This is a genomic window from Gordonia sp. L191, from assembly GCF_030077625.1.
Lineage (GTDB): Bacteria > Actinomycetota > Actinomycetes > Mycobacteriales > Mycobacteriaceae > Gordonia > Gordonia polyisoprenivorans_A.
This window is the reverse complement of the sequence record NZ_CP125996.1, coordinates 2,073,338-2,093,261: the sequence shown is the minus strand read 5'-3', so window position 1 is coordinate 2,093,261 and position 19,924 is coordinate 2,073,338. Positions and strand designations below refer to the sequence as shown.

The 19,924-nt window shown below is 65.3% G+C and carries 19 protein-coding genes and 1 pseudogene; 8 read left to right on the top strand and 12 right to left on the bottom strand.

The annotated features are described in order from the left end of the window. The gene (locus tag QNM97_RS09415; RefSeq protein WP_014360229.1) at window positions 1-444 is read right to left on the bottom strand and encodes a universal stress protein; all 444 of its coding nucleotides are present in this window, start codon (window positions 442-444) and stop codon (window positions 1-3) included. Window positions 445-580: 136 nt separating this feature from the next. Next, entirely contained in the window at window positions 581-2,743 is a 2,163-nt protein-coding gene (gene uvrB, locus QNM97_RS09410; protein ID WP_208791487.1) for an excinuclease ABC subunit UvrB, read from the bottom strand. A gap of 76 nt (window positions 2,744-2,819) precedes the next feature. On the opposite strand from uvrB, the gene QNM97_RS09405 reads away from it, so the two are divergent. Beyond that, window positions 2,820-3,386, top strand: a complete 567-nt coding sequence (locus QNM97_RS09405) for a ribonuclease FAU-1 family protein (RefSeq protein ID WP_283822505.1) — start codon at window positions 2,820-2,822, stop codon at window positions 3,384-3,386. 7 nt (window positions 3,387-3,393) lie between these two features. Here the strand turns inward: QNM97_RS09405 and QNM97_RS09400 are convergent, their stop codons facing one another. Genes QNM97_RS09400 through aztD form a run of 3 tightly spaced genes read right to left on the bottom strand, consistent with a single transcriptional unit; the run spans window position 3,394 to window position 6,334 of the window. Further along, entirely contained in the window at window positions 3,394-4,101 is a 708-nt protein-coding gene (locus QNM97_RS09400) for a hypothetical protein (protein ID WP_283822504.1), read from the bottom strand. A gap of 35 nt (window positions 4,102-4,136) precedes the next feature. Continuing rightward, window positions 4,137-5,042 (bottom strand): dephospho-CoA kinase, encoded by a 906-nt coding sequence (gene coaE, locus QNM97_RS09395; RefSeq protein ID WP_283822502.1) that lies wholly within the window; start codon window positions 5,040-5,042, stop codon window positions 4,137-4,139. Window positions 5,043-5,095: 53 nt separating this feature from the next. Then, complete coding sequence (gene aztD, locus QNM97_RS09390; RefSeq protein WP_283822501.1) at window positions 5,096-6,334, bottom strand: zinc metallochaperone AztD; 1,239 nt, start codon at window positions 6,332-6,334, stop codon at window positions 5,096-5,098. A 159-nt stretch (window positions 6,335-6,493) separates the two neighbouring features. Here aztD and QNM97_RS26510 point away from each other — a divergent pair. Beyond that, window positions 6,494-7,056, top strand: a pseudogene (locus QNM97_RS26510) (linalool dehydratase/isomerase domain-containing protein). On the opposite strand, the gene QNM97_RS26625 reads toward QNM97_RS26510, so the two are convergent. Next, window positions 7,035-7,289, bottom strand: coding sequence for a hypothetical protein (locus tag QNM97_RS26625; RefSeq protein WP_502875012.1), 255 nt, complete (start codon window positions 7,287-7,289; stop codon window positions 7,035-7,037). The pseudogene QNM97_RS26510 and the gene QNM97_RS26625 sit on opposite strands and share 22 nt — an antisense overlap. A 78-nt stretch (window positions 7,290-7,367) precedes the next feature. Between QNM97_RS26625 and QNM97_RS09380 the strand changes: the two genes are divergently transcribed. Further along, entirely contained in the window at window positions 7,368-7,550 is a 183-nt protein-coding gene (locus QNM97_RS09380) for a hypothetical protein (protein WP_283822499.1), read from the top strand. Window positions 7,551-7,636: 86 nt separating this feature from the next. Here the strand turns inward: QNM97_RS09380 and rpsA are convergent, their stop codons facing one another. Next, complete coding sequence (gene rpsA / locus QNM97_RS09375; RefSeq protein WP_026920065.1) at window positions 7,637-9,112, bottom strand: 30S ribosomal protein S1; 1,476 nt, start codon at window positions 9,110-9,112, stop codon at window positions 7,637-7,639. A gap of 207 nt (window positions 9,113-9,319) precedes the next feature. On the opposite strand from rpsA, the gene QNM97_RS09370 reads away from it, so the two are divergent. The 3 genes from QNM97_RS09370 to QNM97_RS09360 all read left to right on the top strand — a co-directional run bounded on the left by QNM97_RS09370 (window position 9,320) and on the right by QNM97_RS09360 (window position 12,227). After that, the gene (locus tag QNM97_RS09370) at window positions 9,320-9,883 is read left to right on the top strand and encodes a 2'-5' RNA ligase family protein (RefSeq protein ID WP_283822498.1); all 564 of its coding nucleotides are present in this window, start codon (window positions 9,320-9,322) and stop codon (window positions 9,881-9,883) included. 208 nt (window positions 9,884-10,091) lie between these two features. Next, a complete protein-coding gene (locus QNM97_RS09365) occupies window positions 10,092-11,333 on the top strand; it encodes a lipase family protein (RefSeq protein ID WP_283822497.1) in 1,242 nt (413 codons plus the stop codon). Window positions 11,334-11,381: 48 nt separating this feature from the next. Further along, window positions 11,382-12,227: a class I SAM-dependent methyltransferase gene (locus tag QNM97_RS09360; protein WP_283822496.1), complete on the top strand. Its 846-nt coding sequence runs from the start codon at window positions 11,382-11,384 to the stop codon at window positions 12,225-12,227. Between the two features lie 21 nt (window positions 12,228-12,248). On the opposite strand, the gene QNM97_RS09355 is transcribed toward QNM97_RS09360, so the two are convergent. The 5 genes from QNM97_RS09355 to QNM97_RS09335 all read right to left on the bottom strand — a co-directional run bounded on the left by QNM97_RS09355 (window position 12,249) and on the right by QNM97_RS09335 (window position 16,620). Then, window positions 12,249-12,662 (bottom strand): nitroreductase/quinone reductase family protein, encoded by a 414-nt coding sequence (locus tag QNM97_RS09355; protein ID WP_283822495.1) that lies wholly within the window; start codon window positions 12,660-12,662, stop codon window positions 12,249-12,251. 69 nt (window positions 12,663-12,731) lie between these two features. Further along, window positions 12,732-13,514, bottom strand: coding sequence for an amino acid ABC transporter ATP-binding protein (locus QNM97_RS09350; protein WP_020171012.1), 783 nt, complete (start codon window positions 13,512-13,514; stop codon window positions 12,732-12,734). Then, complete coding sequence (locus tag QNM97_RS09345) at window positions 13,501-14,469, bottom strand: amino acid ABC transporter permease (RefSeq protein WP_283822494.1); 969 nt, start codon at window positions 14,467-14,469, stop codon at window positions 13,501-13,503. The genes QNM97_RS09350 and QNM97_RS09345 overlap by 14 nt, the downstream gene beginning before the upstream one ends. A 1-nt stretch (window position 14,470) precedes the next feature. Further along, window positions 14,471-15,400, bottom strand: coding sequence for an ABC transporter substrate-binding protein (locus QNM97_RS09340; protein ID WP_283822493.1), 930 nt, complete (start codon window positions 15,398-15,400; stop codon window positions 14,471-14,473). Window positions 15,401-15,525: 125 nt separating this feature from the next. After that, window positions 15,526-16,620 carry an isocitrate/isopropylmalate dehydrogenase family protein gene (locus QNM97_RS09335; RefSeq protein ID WP_283822492.1) on the bottom strand — a complete coding sequence of 365 codons (1,095 nt, stop codon included), beginning with the start codon at window positions 16,618-16,620 and terminating at the stop codon, window positions 15,526-15,528. 158 nt (window positions 16,621-16,778) lie between these two features. Between QNM97_RS09335 and QNM97_RS09330 the strand changes: the two genes are divergently transcribed. Both QNM97_RS09330 and QNM97_RS09325 read left to right on the top strand, forming a co-directional pair. Beyond that, entirely contained in the window at window positions 16,779-18,296 is a 1,518-nt protein-coding gene (locus QNM97_RS09330; RefSeq protein ID WP_283822491.1) for an APC family permease, read from the top strand. A 21-nt stretch (window positions 18,297-18,317) separates the two neighbouring features. Continuing rightward, on the top strand, window positions 18,318-19,913 hold the full coding sequence (locus tag QNM97_RS09325) for an amidohydrolase (protein ID WP_283822490.1): 1,596 nt from the start codon (window positions 18,318-18,320) through the stop codon (window positions 19,911-19,913). The last annotated feature ends 11 nt before the right edge of the window (window positions 19,914-19,924 follow it).

Here is a 19,924-nt window from a genome sequence, read left to right as displayed (position 1 = left end):
CTAGGTGGTGTGGACGATCAAAACGTCCGAGGTGGACTTGCGCGCGGCGTCCGCCGGCACCGAGCCGAGCAGGCGTCCGGCGATCGAATTGAGTCCTCGGTTTCCGACGACCAAGAGGTCGGCCTGGACGTCGGCGACGAGTTGCAGCAGCGCGTCGACGGGTGCGCCCTTGACCGCACGTTGCACGATCTGGGTGGCTCCGGCCTTGGTCGCCCGTTCCTTGGCGCGACGCAGGATCTCCTCGGTCGGCGAGGAGCCGGTGACCTGGTAGGCCTCGTCCTTCAGTACGTCGGCCACCTCACCGGCGGAACGGTCGTTGGGGAAATATGCGCATGCGATCACCAGTTTTGCCGACTCTCCGGCGATCGCACCGGCGCGATCGACCGCCGCCATCGATGACTCCGAGCCATCGGTTCCGACAACCACCGTGGTATATGCGCTCATTCGTACCTCCACTACGTGTCCGGCCCCGCACTTCGCGGGCGCAACCATCCCCCACACTTTAGGGAGCCCTGGGTGTGCAGGCTAGTGCGCCGCGGGGCGATTTGTCCCACGATCGGGCGAGGCGCGCCCGTGTGCGTTACTTGATACCGGCGGCATCCATTCCCCGCAACTCCTTCTTCAGGTCGGCGATCTCGTCGCGCAGCCGCCCGGCGAGTTCGAACTGCAAGTCGCGGGCGGCGGCCATCATCTGGTCGGTCAGTTGCGAAACCAGATCGGCCAGTTCGGCTCTCGGCATCGCCGACACATCACGCTTCTCGATCACACCGGCGCTGGCGGCCTTGCCCCCGGACATCTCGCCCTGCGCGCGGCGGCCCCGGCTGGCGCTGCGGCCCGATCCGACCACCGCCGCCGAGGTGTCCTCGGCTTCCCGGTACACCTGATCGAGGATGTCGGCGATCTTCTTGCGCAGCGGCTGCGGATCGATCCCACGCTCTTTGTTGTAGGCGACCTGTTTTGCCCGTCGCCGTTCGGTCTCGTCGATGGCGTTGCGCATCGAGTCGGTGATCTTGTCGGCATACATGTGAACCTGACCCGACACGTTGCGCGCGGCACGGCCGATGGTCTGGATCAACGAGGTCGTCGAGCGCAGGAATCCTTCCTTGTCCGCGTCGAGGATCGCGACCAGCGACACCTCGGGCAGGTCGAGTCCCTCACGCAGGAGGTTGATGCCCACCAGGACGTCGAAGTCGCCCGAGCGCAGTTGCCGGAGTAGCTCGACGCGCCGCAAGGTGTCGACTTCGGAGTGCAGATACCGCACTCGGATACCGAGTTCGAGCAGATAGTCGGTGAGGTCCTCGGACATCTTCTTGGTCAGGGTCGTCACCAGTACGCGCTCGTCGCGGTCGGTGCGTTCGCGGATCTCGTGCACCAGATCGTCGATCTGGCCCTTGGTCGGTTTCACCACGATCTCCGGGTCGACCAGTCCGGTCGGCCGGATCACCTGCTCGACGAACTCACCGTTGGACTGGCCGAGCTCGTAGGGGCCCGGGGTTGCCGACAGGTAGACGGTCTGCCCGATGCGGTCGACGAACTCGTCCCAGGTCAGGGGCCGGTTGTCGACCGCCGACGGCAGCCGGAATCCGTACTCGACGAGGTTGCGTTTGCGGGACATGTCACCCTCATACATGCCGCCGATCTGTGGGACCGTGACGTGGGACTCGTCGATCACCAGGAGGAAATCCTCGGGGAAATAGTCGATGAGTGTCGCCGGCGCGGTACCCGCACCGCGGCCGTCGATGTGGCGCGAGTAGTTCTCGATGCCCGAGCAGAACCCCACCTGACGCATCATCTCCAGGTCGTAGGTGGTGCGCATGCGCAGCCGCTGGGCCTCGAGGAGTTTGCCCTTGCGTTCGAGCTCCGAGAGGCGCTCCTCGAGCTCGTCCTCGATGCTCTTCATCGCCCTCTCCATGCGGTCCGGTCCCGCGACGTAGTGGGTCGCCGGGAAGATGCGCAGTGAATCCACCTGGCGCACAACATCTCCGGTGAGCGGGTGCAGGTAGTACAGCGACTCGACCTCGTCGCCGAAGAACTCGATCCGTACGGCGAGCTCCTCGTAGGAGGGGATGATCTCGACGGTGTCGCCGCGAACGCGGAAGGTGCCGCGGGTGAAGGCGGTGTCGTTGCGTGCGTACTGCACGTCGACGAGCAGCCGCAACAATGCATCCCGATCGATCTCGTCGCCGACCGCGATCTCCACCGACCGATCCAGGTAGGACTGGGGGGTACCGAGACCGTAGATACACGAGACCGACGCGACCACCACCACGTCCCGACGTGACAGCAGGTTCGAGGTGGCCGAGTGCCGCAGACGCTCGACGTCGTCGTTGATCGACGAGTCCTTCTCGATGTAGGTGTCGGTCTGCGCGATGTAGGCCTCGGGTTGGTAGTAGTCGTAGTACGAGACGAAGTACTCGACGGCGTTGTTCGGCAGCATCTCGCGTAGTTCGTTGGCCAGCTGCGCGGCGAGGGTCTTGTTGGGCGCCATCACCAGGGTCGGACGCTGGACGCGTTCGATGAGCCAGGCCGTCGTCGCCGACTTACCGGTACCGGTGGCGCCGAGCAGCACGATGTCCTTCTCGCCCGCGGCGATCCGTTTCTCCAGGTCGTCGATGGCTGCCGGCTGGTCACCGGCGGGCTCGTACTCGCTGACCACCTCGAAGTGGCCCTCGGTACGTTCGATCTCGCCGATCGGGCGGTACTCGGAGTGCGCGATCACCGGTCGCTCTGCTGCAAAGGCCATGACGCCAGGGTAAACGCGCCCTACGACAAGTGTGTTCCAGGCGATCGAGGGGCCACGGCGCCATTAGGGTCGATGTATGTCCGACTCGGCCGGCCCCCCGTCACGCGAGGTCTCGTCTCACGAGGACCTCCATCCGCCCAAACGCGAGACCTTCGACGTCCCGGCGATGACCAACACCGACAACAAGGGATTCGTGCGGCCGGTCGAACGGTACGAGGTGACCGATTTCGGGTTGTACATGTCACGGACCGCCGACCATCCGCGGTTCGATCACCTCGAGTCGTGGCTGCTCCCGGCGCTCGGGCTCCGTGCGAACATCTTTCATTTCGTGGACGGGCACCGCACGGGTCAGCGACTCTATCTGGACGTGGGTGCATTCGACGGCCCCGACGGCGAGGGCCGCTGGCATGCCGTGGACTGGTATCTCGATCTCGTCGATGTACCCGGAACCCCCTTGGAGCTGATCGACGTCGACGAGCTCTTCTGCGCCCATCGCGCCGGGTTGCTGCCCACCGACAGCTGCGTCGCGGCCGTGGGGATCGCCACGCGAGCCCTCGCCGGGGTCGCCGAACACGCCCATGACGTCGACGCATGGCTTGACGCCGCGGTCGGCGGGCACGTGTTCTGGCTCGATCGCCCCTGAGTCCGCCTCAGACCGCTCGATCACCGTGCAGGAGCAACTGCGCCACCTCGTCGAGTGCCCAGCCGGTCTCGCTCGGTCGGAGCACCCACACCATGTCGAAACGGTCGTCGGGCCAGTCGCGCGGGCTCGGGGTGACCTTTCCGAACTCCTGGACCAGGCCGCGGATTCGGTGGTGCTCCCAGCTGATCAGCGTCACCCCGGTCTGCCCACGCACGAAGGCCGCCGCGCCACTGAGGTCGTCCGGGGTGAATCGGGTGACCGGCTCGACGCCGATCCGCGCGGCGAGTGGGGTGATCGTCTGCAGTGGCCGACGACTCGCGCCGTCTCCGCCGACCGACGCGACGACCCGATCCGGGGTGCGTAGACCTTCGCGCGGCGCCTGGCCGTCGGCACCGAACAGGGCGACGAGCCCTCCGGCACGCGTCCACCCGGCGACGGTCAGCGACGCGGAGTCCCTGGCCCCGGACTCGGTGACGCCGTGCGTACCCGCCGCCGGTTTCTCCGCGTGCCGAACGATCATCACCAGGGGCGGTCCGGACGAGGTCGGCGGCGTCGATCTCGCCGTCGCGGCGGCAGTCATCTCGCTGCCAGGGGTGTCGGGTGTCGTGGCGCAACCCGCGATCGCCGCGGCGCCTGCGCCCAGGCCGACCGCGGCGAGCAGCCCACGTCGCGAAACCGGCATACCCGGCGACTGAGATCGGTTGTCGCGCAACATTGTTGCGACACTACGCCGCCGGCCGAGGATTCCGTTCAGCCGGCTGTTCGGATACCGACCGTCGCAGGCCGACCGGGGTCGGCAGACCCGAACCGGCCGTCGCCGATCGGTGCGAATCCACCCGGCGGGAGCGCATCGGCGAGTGCGTCCGACGCGTCGGCGGCGCGTGCGGTGATCACGAACCCCTGATCGGCGCTACCGCTCGCCGCAGCATCGATCGCCGTGGCGTTTGCGCCTGCCAACGCCCACAACCGTTGGGTGATGCGCGTGGGAAGTGTCGAGGAGTTCGGTTCGGCAGCAACGAGTTCCGGATCAACGGGCGCCGGAGTGCGGGTACGCACATTGGTCTCGAACGGCACGAGGCGGCGCGCCCACAGCTCTGCGGAGGCGGCCGCGAGCGCTTCCGGGCTGCTCGAGTTGTCGAGCCAGGCGTCGGCGACCGCGCGACGCTGGTCGTCGTCGGCTTGGGCGGCGATGCGTGCACGAGCGTCGGATTCCGGCATTCCGCGCAGCTCGACGAGGCGGCGCACACGTTCCTCGGCGTCGGCGTGCACGATGATCACCAGATGGAAGAACGGGGCCATGTTGCCCTCGACCAGGAGTGGGATGTCCTGGATGACGATTGCGTCGTCGGGTGCGGCCTCCAGCATTTCCTGGGTGCGCGCCCCGACGAGCGGGTGGGTGATCGAGTTCAGTGTGGAGCGGCTCTCGTCGTCGACGAATGCCTTCGCCGCGAGTGCGGCGCGATCCAGCGACCCGTCACCGGCCAGGATGTCCTCGCCGAACGCCTCGACGAGTCGCGCGAGACCCGGGGTGCCCGGTTCGACGACTTCGCGGGCGATCTTGTCGGCGTCGATGTGAAAACCACCGCGCTCGATGAACGTCTTGGCCACTGTCGATTTTCCGGCTCCGATGCCGCCGGTCAGTCCCACTCGGATCACGGTCCCAGTGTGGCAAACCCACACACGGGACCGCGATCCGGACCATCTCACCGTCAGCCGGTGACGCCGGTCAGCTCGATCGTCTGCGCCGGAAGGGTCGCCTTGTTCGTCACCTTCGCTGTGGACAGGTCAACGGCATACAGGGTTTTCGTCGCGGGGTCGCTGACGTAGGCCCGGTCACCCTGGATGAACAGATTCGGCATCGGCGACTGCCATTCGTCGGGTTCGGACCAGGCCGCGATGACCGGGATGCTCGCAGTCTCGGTGGCCGACACGGGATCGTAGACGTGCAGCGCACCGTCCGTACCGAGGATTACCGCCTGCCCGTTGGGGCCGCGTTCGATCGACCGGAAGCTATAGCTGGCCGGGAAGTCCACGAGGCGCAGGGTTCCGGTCCGAGTATCGGTGAGGGTGAAACGATTCGGGCGTTCGAGCTCGGCGTCCTTGTCGGTCTTGTAGTCGCCGAGCACGATCGGGGACTCGGCCGTGCCGGCCTGGTTGCCGATGCGACCGTACGGATCAGGACTCGACACCTTCTGGATCTCGTTGCCGCGCACGATGAGTATGCCGTCCTGGCAGCCGAAGGTGAGTACTCCCCCGGCGGCCTCGGCCTCACCGTGAATGCCCGGGCATTGATCGTTGCGGGCGATCTCGTTGCGGGCCTTGTCCAGGATCACGATGCCCGAGCGGGTGTCCTCGTTGCCGACGGTGACCACCAGAGTGCCGTCGCCGCGCGACACCGCGACCCCGTGATGTGGCTCAGGTGTGCGGTAGGTCGTCGACGCGGCATTCCCTTGTGCCAGTTCGACGGGTTCGACGATGTTCACTTCGCCGGTACCGTCGGAAAAGAGGGTGAGGCGGTCCTCGAAGGACACGACGTGACCGGGTTCGGCACCGCCGAATCGCATGTCGGTGAGTACCGGCGATGTCGTGTAGTGATGGCCGTGGTCGCCGTGCTTGCGGGTCCAGGTGCCCATGTCGAGGACGCGGAACCCGTCGGACTCGCTGATGAAGACATTGCGGCCGTTGTCGGCGCTGTTGAGTCGGGTGAAACCCTCGACAGGGAAATCCCCGACCTGCTGCAGGGTCTCGGCGTCGTAGACCAGGACACCGCCGTCATAACTCAACGCGAGCCTCGCTGTGGCACTTCCTTGTTCGACCGGCGATCCCGACGCCACACTACTCGTCGCCGAGGTGTCACCGCCGCCATCAGAGCCACACGCGACGAGCGTTGCGGTCACCGCCGTGAGCGCGGCGACGGAGAATGTCAGTTTTGTCCGTTGTATGAGCACGCCGCACAGCTAAGCCGTTGATGACAATTATTGTCAAAATGCCATACACGAATACGTTGCCGAGCGGGTCGGCCCATTCCCCGAACGTAGAGACATACTTAATATATTGTTCCAACAGGTTCGAGGCCCCGGGCCATCGTCCGGGGAGAGGAGGCTGTGATGCTGTGTTGCCTGGTGATGGTGATCGTGCTGGGAGCCGGCTCACGTTTCATGCCGTGGCGCACCGTCCGAGACGACGGCGGCTTCGCGCCGACTGCAGTGCGCAGCACCCCCGATGACACCGATCTCGCGGCACTTGTCGACGCCCTCTCCGAGCGGCCGCCCGGGGCCGGCCCCGGGCATCCGTGTGAGCCGCACCTGATCTACCCGATGTGCAACGCCGTCGCAATGGTGGGACTGTGCGCCTACGACCGGCTCCACCACCGCGATCTCGCTGGCGATCTGCCCGAAAGATGCGGCAATCGTTGTTCGACAACAAGTTCCGACGTCGCGACGGACGCTTTGTCTTCGGACGCGGGCCACTCGGCCTGGTCTTCCCACCGATGATCGCCAACGACGCCGTGATGACCTACTGGCTCAACGCCTTGACGCCGGATCTCGCGCACGACACCTCGGACGTACTGCGTCGGACACGCATTCGCAACCGCTCGACGCGCGTCGGACTGCGGACAACGCCCGTCGACCACCTCGACGTCGGGTCCTATCGGCCCGGTGATGGATAGGCGTGGGCAAATCTGCTCATCGCCGCGCGCGAGATGGGTGACACCGAGGTCGCCGACACGATCACCGAGAAGATCACCGCCGACATCGGGTTCGACCACTCTCCGCACGGCGCGCACAAACTCCACGGCGTCTCGACATGGGTCAACTGCGCCGATGTGCTGGGACGTGTGAACAGACCCGACGGCATGCGGGACCTCGCCTCCGGCGAGATCCCCGACACCTGGCGCGCCACGGCCCTCACCTCGATTCGGCCGGCTATCCGGATGTTCTGGTCGCCAAGGCGCTCACCGACGGCACGACACTCCAACTCGTGCTGCGGCCCGGAGCCGGTCCGACCCGAACTGCGCTGCGACTCTCGAGACTCCGACCGAGCGCGACGTACGCGTTGCGCGGAGCGATAGCCGACGAGGTCACCGCAGACCACGACGGCCGGGCGATCATCGAGGTCGACCTGTCGGCGCGGCTGGAGGTGCAGGTCCGCCCGCACGTCTGAACCCGGACACGATCAGGTGGACAGCAAACGAGTGCGGCCCCTTCCGTTGCCGGAAGGGGCCGCACTCGTTTGTTCAGATCAGGCGATCAGGCGTTGCCCGACAGCTTCTCGCGAAGCGCCGCGAGCTGCTCGTCGCTGGCCAGCGATCCGCCGCCCGACGAAGAGGTCGACGAGGACGAGGTCGACGAGCTGCTACGGCTCTCCGACGCCGACGAGTAGTCCGTCGGGGCCTTCTCGGCCTCGGCCGCGGCAGCGGCGAACTTCTCGATCTGCGCGGTGTGCATCTTGTGACGACGCTCCGCCTCGGCGTAGCGCGCCTCCCAGGCCTCACGCTGCTTCTCGAAGCCCTCGAGCCATTCGTTGGTCTCGGGATCGAAGCCCTCGGGGAAGATGTAGTTGCCCTGCTCGTCGTAGCTGTCGGCCATGCCGTACTTCGACGGGTCGAACTCCTCGGTGTAGTCCTCGTTGGCCTGCTTGAGACTCAGCGAGATCCGGCGACGCTCCAGGTCGATGTCGATGACCTTGACCATCGCGTCGTCGCCGACGGCGACAACCTGGTCCGGGACCTCGACGTGACGCTCGGCGAGCTCGGAGATGTGCACCAGGCCCTCGATGCCCTCGTCGACACGGACGAACGCACCGAACGGCACCAGCTTGGTGACCTTGCCCGGGACGATCTGGCCGATCGCGTGGGTACGGGCGAACTGGCGCCACGGGTCTTCCTGAGTGGCCTTGAGAGACAGCGACACACGCTCGCGGTCCAGATCGACGTCGAGAACCTCGACGGTGACCTCGTCACCCACGGTGACGACCTCGGACGGATGATCGATGTGCTTCCAGGACAGCTCGGAGACGTGAACCAGACCGTCGACGCCGCCGAGATCGACGAACGCACCGAAGTTGACGATCGAGGACACGACGCCCTTGCGGACCTGGCCCTTCTGCAGCTGGTGCAGGAATTCGCTGCGCACTTCGGACTGGGTCTGCTCCAGCCAGGCGCGGCGCGAGAGCACCACGTTGTTGCGGTTCTTGTCGAGCTCGATGATCTTGGCCTCGATCTCCTTGCCGATATACGGCTGCAGATCGCGGACGCGGCGCATCTCCACCAGCGATGCCGGGAGGAAGCCACGCAGACCGATGTCGAGGATCAGGCCGCCCTTGACGACCTCGATGACGGTGCCCTTGACGGCCTCGTCCTTCTCCTTGAGCTCCTCGATCGTGCCCCACGCGCGCTCGTACTGCGCACGCTTCTTGGACAGGATCAGCCGGCCTTCTTTGTCCTCCTTGGTGAGGACGAGTGCTTCAACCTCGTCACCGACGTTGACGACCTCGTTGGGGTCCACGTCGTGCTTGATCGAGAGTTCGCGTGAGGGGATCACGCCTTCGGTCTTGTAACCGATGTCGAGCAGAACCTCGTCGCGGTCAACCTTGACGATGGTGCCTTCGACGATGTCGCCATCGTTGAAGTACTTGATCGTGGAGTCGATGGCGGCGAGAAAGTCCTCAGCCGAGCCGATGTCGTTGACGGCTACTTGCGGCGAGGTGATGGTGGAGGACGGCATATTGGTGAGTTGCTCCGGACAGATATGTAGTAGGTACAGTTTGGTCGTGCTGGGAGTGCGCCGGCCCATACTCAGGGCATGCGCAACCGCGCGAGATGGTGCACACGCGCGGAAACAACCCTACTCCAGCGGCGTTGCGCTGGGCAAATGCCGTACCGCCGCATTCCGGGGCCGTCGCATTCGCACCGACACGGGGAGACACGCACGATGGCACACTCAGTCGAGTTCCTCGTCGACGACGCCTCTGACCAGCAGATTCGCACACAGTGGGCAGCGCTCGCCGACGCCGGGCTCCCCTCTCAGGCCGGCATCGCCTCGAGCACCAATCGCCCGCATATCACCGCACTCGCCGCCGCCCACATCGCACCCGGTATCGATACCGCACTGGCGACGGTCGGCATGCGCCTACCGTTCACGGTCGCACTCGGTGGCGTGGTCGTCTTCGGCTACGGACGCAAGCGGGTCGTCGCACGTCTGGTGGTGCCCACGAGCGAGTTGTTGTCCACCCATGCTGCGGCCGTCCGCCTGGGCGCTCCGTTCGCGACGGACCACAAAGGGCGGGCAGGGGTATTCGACCATTGTGTTCCAGGCTCATGGACCCCTCACGTGACGTTGGCGCGCCGCGTTCCACTCGAACAATTGCCTGCCCTTTTCCACGCCCTCGAGCCTTACGACACTGTCATCGGTGAAGCACCGATGACAGTCGTCGGGCTGCGCCGCTGGGACTCCGACACACGCACTGCCCGTGTCATCGGCGGAAGAGCCTGCTGACGCGACCTCGATAGCGCGAGCGGTTCACCTCAGGGGATGTCCACACCCGGGCACGTGAGCGCCAGAGACTTTTGTACCCGAATGGTCGTGGATAGGGTCCAGAAAATGTCATTGACAGCGTCGAATTCTCGATTTATCGCAATCGTTGGCGTCGATCTTTGAATACCTTTAGAATTCGGCGGTGGCCCGAATTCCCAGAGCTTTTTCCGTGACAGTGGTCGGTGCTGCACTTGCAGCGCTCCTGTCGATTCTCCTAGCGATTCCCCTGGCGGCACCGGCAGCGGCGGCACCGCTGGTACCGCCCTCCCAGGATCCGTTTTACAGTACGACACACTCGCTGACCCACGTCGAGCCGGGAACCGCACTGAAAACCAGGGTTGTCGGTTTGGCGTACGGCGACAAGCGCTTTCCCGCGACGGCCACCCAGATCCTGTTCCGCACCACCGATCAGTTCGGCGCCCCGACCGCTGCGGTGACCTCGATCATCGAGCCCCTCACACCGGGGCCGCGTAAGATCATTTCCTACCATTCGCCCTACGATGCACTCGGTTCGCAATGCGATCCGTCCTACGCATTGCGTGGGGGGAACACCGGCCGCGGACCGGAATTCGACGACCTCACCATCGGCACCCTCCTCGCGCAGGGGTACACCGTCGTGGCCCCCGATTACGAAGGCCTGAAGATGCGGTGGACCATGGGTCGCGAATCGGCCCAGACCGCGCTCGACAGCATCCGCGCCGCCGAGCGACACCTGCGCGCTCCGGCATCGACGCCGGTTGGTCTGTTCGGCTACTCCGGCGGTTCGGTCCCCACCGGATTCGGTGCCGATCTCGCGCCGACCTACGCGCCCGAGCTCAACATCATTGCCGTCGCAGCGGGTGGGGTGATTGTTGATCCGGCGCACAACCTGCCGTATGTCAATGGCAGCACGCAGTGGGCCGGTGTCATCCCGGCACTGATGAACGTCTACAACGACGTGTTCGACCTCGGTATCGAGCGGTACCTCTCTCCTGAGGGAACCACCATCCTCGCCCAGACCCAGGGCAAATGCCTCATCGATTTCGCGACGAAATACCCAGGATTGACCGACTCGCAGCTACTCCAACCGCAGTATCCGAGCCTGCTCGATGTCCCAGGCATCCCCGCGGCGTTCAACCAGAACATCATGGGACTCAAAGGCAAGCCTCGTGGTCCGGTCTTCCTGGGGGTCGGCAACATCGACGGGATCGGCGACGGCATCATGATCGACGCGGACGTCGCAGGTCTGGCAACGCGCTACTGCCGCGAAGGGGTGGCAACCCAATACAAGACCTATCCGAAGCTCAGCCATTTCGAGGCATTCATTCCGTGGGCCGCCGACGCCGAGCGGTTCCTGGCCGACCGGTTCGCCGGCCGACCGGCGACGTACTGCAATGGCATCCCGACCGGAAACACCCTCGCACCGATCTGACAGGCGCACCGCTGACTGGCAAGGGTCCACGTCCCTAGACTCGCGGGCGTGGACTCTTCCGACGAATCAGCGATCCCCGCTCATCAACCGCGCGTCCTCGATGACGTCGACTCGGCGACCAGCGCCCGAGCCAACCGCGCGTGGTGGGACGCCGAGACCACCGACTATCACGCCGAACACGGCGACTTCCTGGGCGCCGGCACACCCGGGGGCGATTTCGTGTGGTGCCCGGAGAATCTTCGGGAGTCCGACGCACACCTGCTCGGCGAGGTACGGGGGAAGACCGTGCTCGAGATCGGTTGCGGATCGGCGCCGTGTTCCAGGTGGCTTGCCGCGCAGGGCGCCGACGTGGTCGCGACCGATCTCTCGCGGCGCATGCTGGGGTACGGGCTGGCGGCGATGGAACTCTTCGACGAGACGCCGGTTCCTCTCGTCCAGGCCACGGCTGAGGCCCTGCCCTTCGCCGACGCCACTTTCGACATCGCTTTCTCGTCGTTCGGTGCGGTGCCGTTCGTCGCCGATTCGGGGCGCGTGATGGCCGAGGCCGCACGGGTTCTCGTGCCCGGCGGCCGTTGGGTGTTCTCGATCAATCATCCGATGCGCTGGATGTTCCCCGACGACCCCGGACCCGACGGTCTCACCGTCGCGATCCCCTACTTCAATCGCACCCCGTACTCCGAGGTCGATGCCGACGGCACCATCACCTACGTCGAGCACCATCGGACCATCGGTGATCGCGTCCGCGAGATCCGTTCCGCCGGTCTGATTCTCGACGACATCGTGGAGCCCGAATGGCCCGACGACCTCGAACGCATCTGGGGTCAGTGGAGTCCGCTTCGGGGACAATACTTTCCGGGTACCGCGATCTTCTGTTGCCATAAGCCGGACAGCTGACGTCGATCAGCCGCCGTCATCTCACGCAGGATCGAACCGGAACACCGCACACCGGCCGGCGAGCGCCTCGAACTCGTCGGGGGTGCCCTCGGTGACCAAACCCGATCGCGTCATGAACTCGACACCGGTGGGCACGAGTTCGGGAAACCGTCGAAGCAATGGGCGGGCCTGCGCCGCATCGAGTTCCACCATGCGCACGGTTTCCGAACGCCGACGGGTGCGCAGGGTTGCGGTGTCGGCGGCACGGGCATTGCGTTCCCAGTCCGAGCCGGGGAAACCGGACACGACGTAGCGATCACCGTCCACGATCATCGGGGTGATCGGCGTCGATCGGGGCTTACCGCTCGTGCGCCCCGGCACGGTGAGGATCACCGGACCCTCGTCACCGAAGATCGGTATCCCGACCCTCGTCACCGCCATCAGCACTTTGTTCATCGGTTTCAACCACCACGGTGGCCGTGGGCTCGCATTCGTCACGCCCGCCGAGGATAGTCGCAGACCGACTCACAGGAGTTTGGACAGGAAGCTCTTGGTCCTCTCGTGCTGCGGATTCGCGAGAACCTCACGCGGATCGCCCTTTTCGACGACGACTCCGCCGTCCATGAACACCAGCTGGTCGGCCACCTCGCGCGCGAAACCCATCTCGTGGGTGACCACCACCATCGTCATCCCGGACGCCGCGAGCTCTCGCATGACGCCGAGTACCTCGCCCACCAATTCGGGATCGAGCGCCGAGGTCGGCTCGTCGAAGAGCATCAGCTTGGGTTCCATGGCGAGAGCACGAGCAATGGCGACTCGTTGTTGCTGTCCGCCGGAGAGCTGGGCCGGATAGGTATCGGCCTTGTCCGCGAGCCCCACCCGGTCGAGCAGTTCACGGGCACGCGCGAGTGCGGCGTCCTTCTTCTGCTTCTTCACCTGTGTCGGCGCCTCGATCACGTTCTCCAACGCGGTGCGATGCGGGAACAGGTTGAAATGCTGGAACACCATGCCGATGTCGCGCCGTTGCTTGGCCGCATCCTTCGGGCTCATCTCATAGAGCTTGTCGCCGCGTTCGCGATACCCGATCAGATCACCGTCGACGTAGAGCCGCCCGGCGTTGACCACCTCGAGATGGTTCACGCACCGCAAGAACGTCGACTTCCCCGATCCCGAGGGGCCGATCAGACAGAGGACCTCACCCTTGGCGACCTCGAGGCTGATGCCCTTGAGCACCTGCAGGGTCCCGAAGCTCTTGCACACCCGATCGGCGCGAACCATCGGTGGCGCAGCGGTCTCAACGGCGCTCATCACTCTCCTCGTCGACGGCGAGCACCTTGTTCTGCGCGGCCGCCATCGCCTTCAATTGTCGCGCGGTCAACTGTCGCGACGCTCCTCGTGAGTAGTAACGCTCCAGGTAGAACTGGCCAACCATGAGCACGCTGGTGACCGCGAGGTACCAGGTCGAGGCCACCATGAGCAGTGGAATTGGCTGGAAGTTGACACCAGAGATATCTGCTTGCACACCGAACAGTTCGCCTGTGAACGGCACCGCAACCACGAGGCTCGTGGTCTTCAGCATGCTGATCACCTCGTTACCGGTCGGCGGAATGATCACTCGCATCGCCTGTGGCAGAACGGTTCTGCGCATGGTCTGCGACCACGACATACCCAACGCGATCGAAGCCTCCGTCTGTCCCTCCCCCACTGAGGACACACCAGCTCGAACAATCTCCGCCATGTACGCAGACTCATTGAGGGCCAGCCCGATCATCGCGAAGAGAAAGGCCGAGTAGAGATCCTGCATGTTCAGGTGCGCGAACTGCACCACAAACGGTATTCCCAGGTCGATGCGTTTGTATATGGAGGGGAACAAGCCCCAGAACACCAGCTGAACGTAGACCGGTGTCCCTCGAAAAATCCACAGGTACACCCACGACACCGACCGCAGAACCACGTTGGGTGATAGCCGCATGATCGCAAGGAGGACGCCAAGGACGACGGCGATGACCATCGCGAGCACCGTGAGCAGCAGCGTGTAGCCCGCACCGACGAGAATCCGAGTGTCGAACAAATACTTGCCGTAGGTGGCCCATCCGTAGGCGGGATTCGTTGCCGCACCGTAGACGAACAACACCACCAAGATCAGGACGATCGCAGCTGCCACCCACTGTCCGTAGTGGCGCAGTGGCACCGCTTGGATCGCCGTCGGTTCTCCCGGTCCGTCGTCAATTGACGACGGACCGGAAGTCGAGGTTGCTGTCACGTCAGCTGACCGGCGGGTTGATCACTGGCGCCTGAATCATCCCGGCTTGGACTGTCCAGTGCTCGGCGATGGCCTTGTACTGACCGTTGTCGATGAGGTACTGAAGCGCCTTCTGCATGGCTGGCCCCAACGACGATCCTTTCTGCACGGCCCACCCGTAAGGTTCGGATTCCGCAACCCCGCCCGCCAACGCCAACTTTCCGTTGGATCGCGCGATCGCGTACGCGGTCACCGGAGAGTCAGCGGACATGGCATCAACCTTGCTCAACAGGAGCGCGTTGGTGGCCTGATCCTGACTGTCGAACTTGACAATCTCAATCGCGTCCTTGCCTGCATCGGTGCACGCCTTGCTCTTTGCGGGCAGTTCAGTATCGGCTTCGACCGTGTGAGACTGGACCGCAACCTTCTTGCCGCAAGCGTTATTCGGATCGATGGCTTCGCCAGTTCGCTGCGCCCATTGGATGCCCGCGCTGAAGTAACTCACGAAGTCGACCTGTTGTAGTCGCTCGGGATTCACAGTGAACGAAGACATACCCACGTCATAGGTCCCCGCAACGATCGACGGGATGATCTTGTCGAACTGCGCCTCGATGTATTGCGGTTTCAGCCCGAGAACCTTGGTTACAGCGTTCATCAAGTCAACGTCGAAACCAATGATGTTGCCGCTGCTGTCCTTGAACTCGTTGGGCGAATATGGCACGTTCACCCCAACCTTGAGTTCGCCGCTGCTCCGAACGCCCTCGGGTAGGAGCGCAGCGATCGCCTCGTTCTTGGCGACTTGCACATTGGTAGGGCTGATGTCGGCACCCAGCGTGGCGGTGTCGTTGTCATCGTTCGAGCAGCCCGCCACCACAAGGGCGATCACCCCCACGAGCAACATGAAGATCCCGGGCAGACGTCGTAGGCTGCCGAACGATCGGAGATCGCGCATCACAACTATCCCTTCGCGCCTCGGAATCATTCTCCGGGGCAGGTCGGCCGATCAGAAGACAGGGCTGTCCCCCGCCGTCTGAACTTACTTCCTCGGAGCTGCTTTCACCGGTTGGTTACGAGAGATTAACCGGTACGGCCTTGCCGCCTCAGATGATCGACCACGACGCGGCCGACATCGGCCGTGGTGGCCGTACCGCCGAGATCCGGTGTCCGGGCACCGGCGGCGACGCTGTCACCGACGGCGGTGTCAATGGCCGTGGCGGCCGCGAGCATCCGACCGTCGTCGTGGCGGGTTCCCCACCATCGCAACGCCATCGCGGCGGAGGCGATGATCGCGATCGGATCGGCTACGCCGCGTCCGGCGATGTCGGGGGCAGCACCGTGCGAGGCCTGCGCCATCACGACCGTGTCGGAGCAGTTGACCGAGCCCGCGGTGCCCAACGATCCGGCGAGTTCACCCGCGAGATCGGACAGGATGTCGCCGAACAGGTTCTCGGTCACGACGACGTCGAAATCGCCGGGCCGGCGAACCAGCAGGGCTGCCATGGCGTCGACGTGTTTGTCGTCCACCACGAGTCCCGGATACTGCCTGGCGACCTCCCGACACACGTCCCGGAAGAGCCCGGTGGTCAATCGCAGCACATTCGCCTTGTGCACGATGGTGAGCCGACCCGAGCGTTCGCCCGCGAGACGGCACGCCTGATGCGCGATCCGTTCGGTCGCCGCACGCGAGATCACCCCCACGGCGAGCGCGACGTCAGGGGTGGGCATGAATTCACCCGAGCCGACCGCCATGTTTCGGTCGGCGTAGAAGCCTTCGGAGTTCTCCCGGACGATGACGACGTCGAGGTCGGGAGCGAGTGCGCCGACACCGGGGATCGCCCGGCATGGGCGCAGGTTGGCGTAGAGCCCGAATCTCTTGCGAATGATCGCACCGGGGGTGAGGTCTGTGGCGAACCGCGCCGGGTAGCCCGCCGAGTCATGTGGGCCCAGGATCCAGATGTCGAGATCGTCGAGCGCCTCGAGCGTCTCCTCGGGGACCGGACGCCCGTGTGTCTCGATAGCCGACAACCCGAGTGGCAGTGACACCCAAACGAATTCGATGCCGACGAGCTCGCCCGCCGCGGAGACGACATCCCTGGCGACGGGGACGATCTCCGGCCCGATTCCGTCGCCGTCCATGACACCGATGCGTCGTCGCGTCGTCGTTGTGTTCATCGGCCCGAGCGTATCGGCTGAACCGACCCTGAACGGGCAGGCGTGCGGACCCATCCACGCCTGCTGTTGACACCGAGTGTGACGTGCCTCATTCTCTTAACCGAATCTGATTCGTTTAGTCCTCCGCAGATCTCACAGCTTGCGAAAAGAGCACTCCCATGACCCGACAACCGGCGACCCCATCGATTGACACTCCGCCCGGACCGGCGCGCCCCGAGGGCCTCGACAGTCCACCACCACCGGAGATCGGCCTGAAACAGAATGCTCTCGGCGCACCCGCCATCGCCTTCATGGTGATCGCGGCGGCCGCACCACTGACGGTGATGGCAGGCGTCGCCCCCTTGGCACTGTCGATCGGCGGGGTCGGCGCGCCGGTCGCGTACCTGGTTGCCGGTGCCGCGTTCGCGATCTTCGCCGTGGCCTTCATGGCGATGACCAGGGCGACCGGCGGAAAGGGAGCGTTCTACTCCTACATCACGCTCGGTCTCGGCCGGTCCGTCGGACTCGGATGCGGGCTGTTGGCCGTCGTCGCCTACAACGCCCTGCAGATCGGTGTCTACGGCTTGATGGCCATCCAGACCCAGGACGCGATCACCCGCCTGTTCGGCATCACCATCGAGTGGCCCTATCTCGCACTCGCCGCGATCGCGATCGTCTGGTACGTCGGTCGGCGCGGAATCGACGTCGGGGCGAAGTTCCTCGGGGTGCTGCTCTCCCTGGAAACCGGGATCCTGCTGGTATTGGCGTTCGCCGTGCTGGCGCAGGGTGGCGCGCATGGGATCGGCTTCGACTCCTTCCATCCGTCCGCGATGTTCGCTCCCGGCATGGGCGGCATCCTCGCCTTCGCCTTCGCCGCGTTCATGGGATTCGAGTCCACTGCGCTCTACCGCTCGGAGGCGCGCGACCCCGATCGGACCATCCCCCGGGCGACGTACTGGGCGGTCGGCTTCATGGCCATCGCGTATTGCTTCATCGTCTGGTCGATGGTGCAGGCCTTCGGTGCTCGCGAGGTCCAGGCTGCAGCCACCGATGACGTTGCGGGACTGTTCTTCTCCGCGATGACCCACTACGTCGGGACGTGGGCCACCGACGTCATGTCGGTCCTCATCGTCACCAGTGCGCTGGCCTCGCAGATCGCTTTCCACAACGCGATCACCCGCTACACCTATTCACTGGCCCGCGACGGCGTGCTGCCCGCCTACCTCGACCGCACACACCCGGTGTTCCGGTCGCCGGCGCGCGCCGGTGCACTGCAAACCGTCATCGCCGCAATCGTCGTGGGCGCCTTCGCCATCGCCGGCGCCGACCCCTACTACCGTCTCCTGCTCCTGGTGAACACCCCCGGAGTGGTCGGGATCATTGCACTGCAACTGATCACCGCGATCGCCGTGGTGGCCTACTTCGCGCGCAAGCGCCTCGTACGAGTCGAACGGGTCGCCGTCATCGCCGGAATGGTCAGCATCGTGGTACTCGGTGTGGCGCTGGCGGTCCTGATCTCGAAGATCAACCTGCTCACCAATGCCGATGCCACCACCAACACCTGGCTGGTCGGCCTCGTCGGTGCCGTGCTGCTCGCGGGAATCGCAGTGGCCCAATACTTCCGGCTGCGACGACCAAGGATCTTCGACCGCATCGGCGGTCTGTACGACGACCCCCATGCCGATACCGAACGCTGACAACACCGAGGAGATCACCGAATGAGCCCGGCAGACACCGTCCTGTTCGCCCGCACCATCCACACCCTGCGCACCGGCGCGCCCGTCGAGGCGCTCGCCGTCCGGGACGGCCGGGTCACCGCCGTCGGCGACGCGCGCTCGATCAAGTCCGAGATCGGTGGCGCCACCGAGGTCATCGACCTCGGTGACGCAACCCTGACGCCCGGACTCATCGACGGACACATTCATCCGGTGCTCGGCTTGAAGATGACCGCCGGACATGACCTTTCGTCGGTGACGACCCTCGACGAACTCGTCGTCGCGTTGCGTGCCGCACCCCGCAACGACGGGTGGGTGCTCGGCTGGGGGCTCGATCCCAACGTCTTCGGCGACCACCCGATCACCCATGCGCCGATCGTCGAGGCACTCGGTGACGATGTCCCTGTGTTCATCTATCTCTTCGACGCGCACTCGGCGCTCGCGAGTCCGGCCGCGTTGCACGCGGCGGGAGTTCACGGGCCGCGCCCCTTTGCGGGCAACGCCGAGATCGTGTGCACCGACGGGATTCCCACCGGACATCTGCTCGAGCTCGAAGCCGTCGAGCTCGTTGACGGCACCCTACCGAACGAACCGGCGACTGCTCGTCGTCGGCGACTGCACGAGGTGCTGACCGCCATGGCGCAGTCCGGGATCACCTCGGGCAACGCCATGGACTTCGAGGCGGACAGCGGAGAACTCGTTGCCGCCCTGGAGGACTCGGGAGATCTACCGATCCGGTTGCGGTTCGCACCGTTCTGTATGCCCGGCACCGATCGCGCACAGCTCGACCACATCGTCGAGTTGCAGAGGCACGGCGGGCGGCGATGGCGGGTCGACGGGGTGAAGTTCATGATCGACGGCACCATCGACGGCGGGACCGCGTGGCTCGAACACGCCGACGCACACGGCGAATCGACCGCGCCGCTGTGGCCCGATCCGGCCGAGTATCGCGAAGCCGTCCGTTATCTCGCCGCACGTGGGGTACCGACGGTGACCCATGCCATCGGCGACGCGGGTATCCGATATGCCCTCGACACCCTCGCCGACACCCCGGCGACACCCACCGGTGTCCGGCACCGGATCGAGCACATCGAAACCCTGCCCGACGATCTCGTGTCGCGGTTCGCCGCGACCGGCGTCGTCGCCAGCATGCAGCCCAACCACTGCACCCTCTACACGCGTGGCGATCAGAGCGACAACTGGTCGGTCCGGCTCGGTACCGAGCGTGCGAACCGGGCGTTCCGCACCCGCGACATCCGCGACTCGGGGGCACTGTTGGCGCTCGGATCGGATTGGCCGGTGGCACCGTTCGACCCGCGCAAGATCCTCGCCGACGCGCAGTTGCGGCGTCGCGCAGGCCATCTCGACGAGATCCCGGTGTGCCCGGAGCAGGGGCTGACCGCCTCGATGGCCTTGGAGGGATACACCTCTCACGCCGCCCGCGCCCAGGGATCTGCCGACGCCGGCTGGATCGGGGTCGGCGCCCGCGCCGATTTCACCGCATTCGCCGTCGACCCGTTGACCGCCCCACCCGACGAGCTGGCCGACGCTCCCGTCGTCGCGACGATGGTCGACGGACGGTTCGTGTTCCGAGCATGATCGGTTCGCGC

What these genes read in the sequence shown, in the direction of transcription:
- QNM97_RS09355 (WP_283822495.1), bottom strand. Translation starts at nt 12,662, where the DNA reads ATGAACAAAGTGCTGATGGCGGTGACGAGGGTCGGGATACCGATCTTC.
- rpsA (WP_026920065.1), bottom strand. Translation starts at nt 9,112, where the DNA reads ATGCCGTCCTCCACCATCACCTCGCCGCAAGTAGCCGTCAACGACATC.
- QNM97_RS09330 (WP_283822491.1), top strand. Translation starts at nt 16,779, where the DNA reads ATGACCCGACAACCGGCGACCCCATCGATTGACACTCCGCCCGGACCG.
- QNM97_RS09370 (WP_283822498.1), top strand. Translation starts at nt 9,320, where the DNA reads ATGGCACACTCAGTCGAGTTCCTCGTCGACGACGCCTCTGACCAGCAG.
- QNM97_RS09415 (WP_014360229.1), bottom strand. Translation starts at nt 444, where the DNA reads ATGAGCGCATATACCACGGTGGTTGTCGGAACCGATGGCTCGGAGTCA.
- QNM97_RS09405 (WP_283822505.1), top strand. Translation starts at nt 2,820, where the DNA reads ATGTCCGACTCGGCCGGCCCCCCGTCACGCGAGGTCTCGTCTCACGAG.
- QNM97_RS09325 (WP_283822490.1), top strand. Translation starts at nt 18,318, where the DNA reads ATGAGCCCGGCAGACACCGTCCTGTTCGCCCGCACCATCCACACCCTG.
- QNM97_RS09400 (WP_283822504.1), bottom strand. Translation starts at nt 4,101, where the DNA reads ATGTTGCGCGACAACCGATCTCAGTCGCCGGGTATGCCGGTTTCGCGA.
- uvrB (WP_208791487.1), bottom strand. Translation starts at nt 2,743, where the DNA reads ATGGCCTTTGCAGCAGAGCGACCGGTGATCGCGCACTCCGAGTACCGC.
- QNM97_RS09335 (WP_283822492.1), bottom strand. Translation starts at nt 16,620, where the DNA reads ATGAACACAACGACGACGCGACGACGCATCGGTGTCATGGACGGCGAC.
- QNM97_RS09340 (WP_283822493.1), bottom strand. Translation starts at nt 15,400, where the DNA reads ATGCGCGATCTCCGATCGTTCGGCAGCCTACGACGTCTGCCCGGGATC.
- QNM97_RS09350 (WP_020171012.1), bottom strand. Translation starts at nt 13,514, where the DNA reads ATGAGCGCCGTTGAGACCGCTGCGCCACCGATGGTTCGCGCCGATCGG.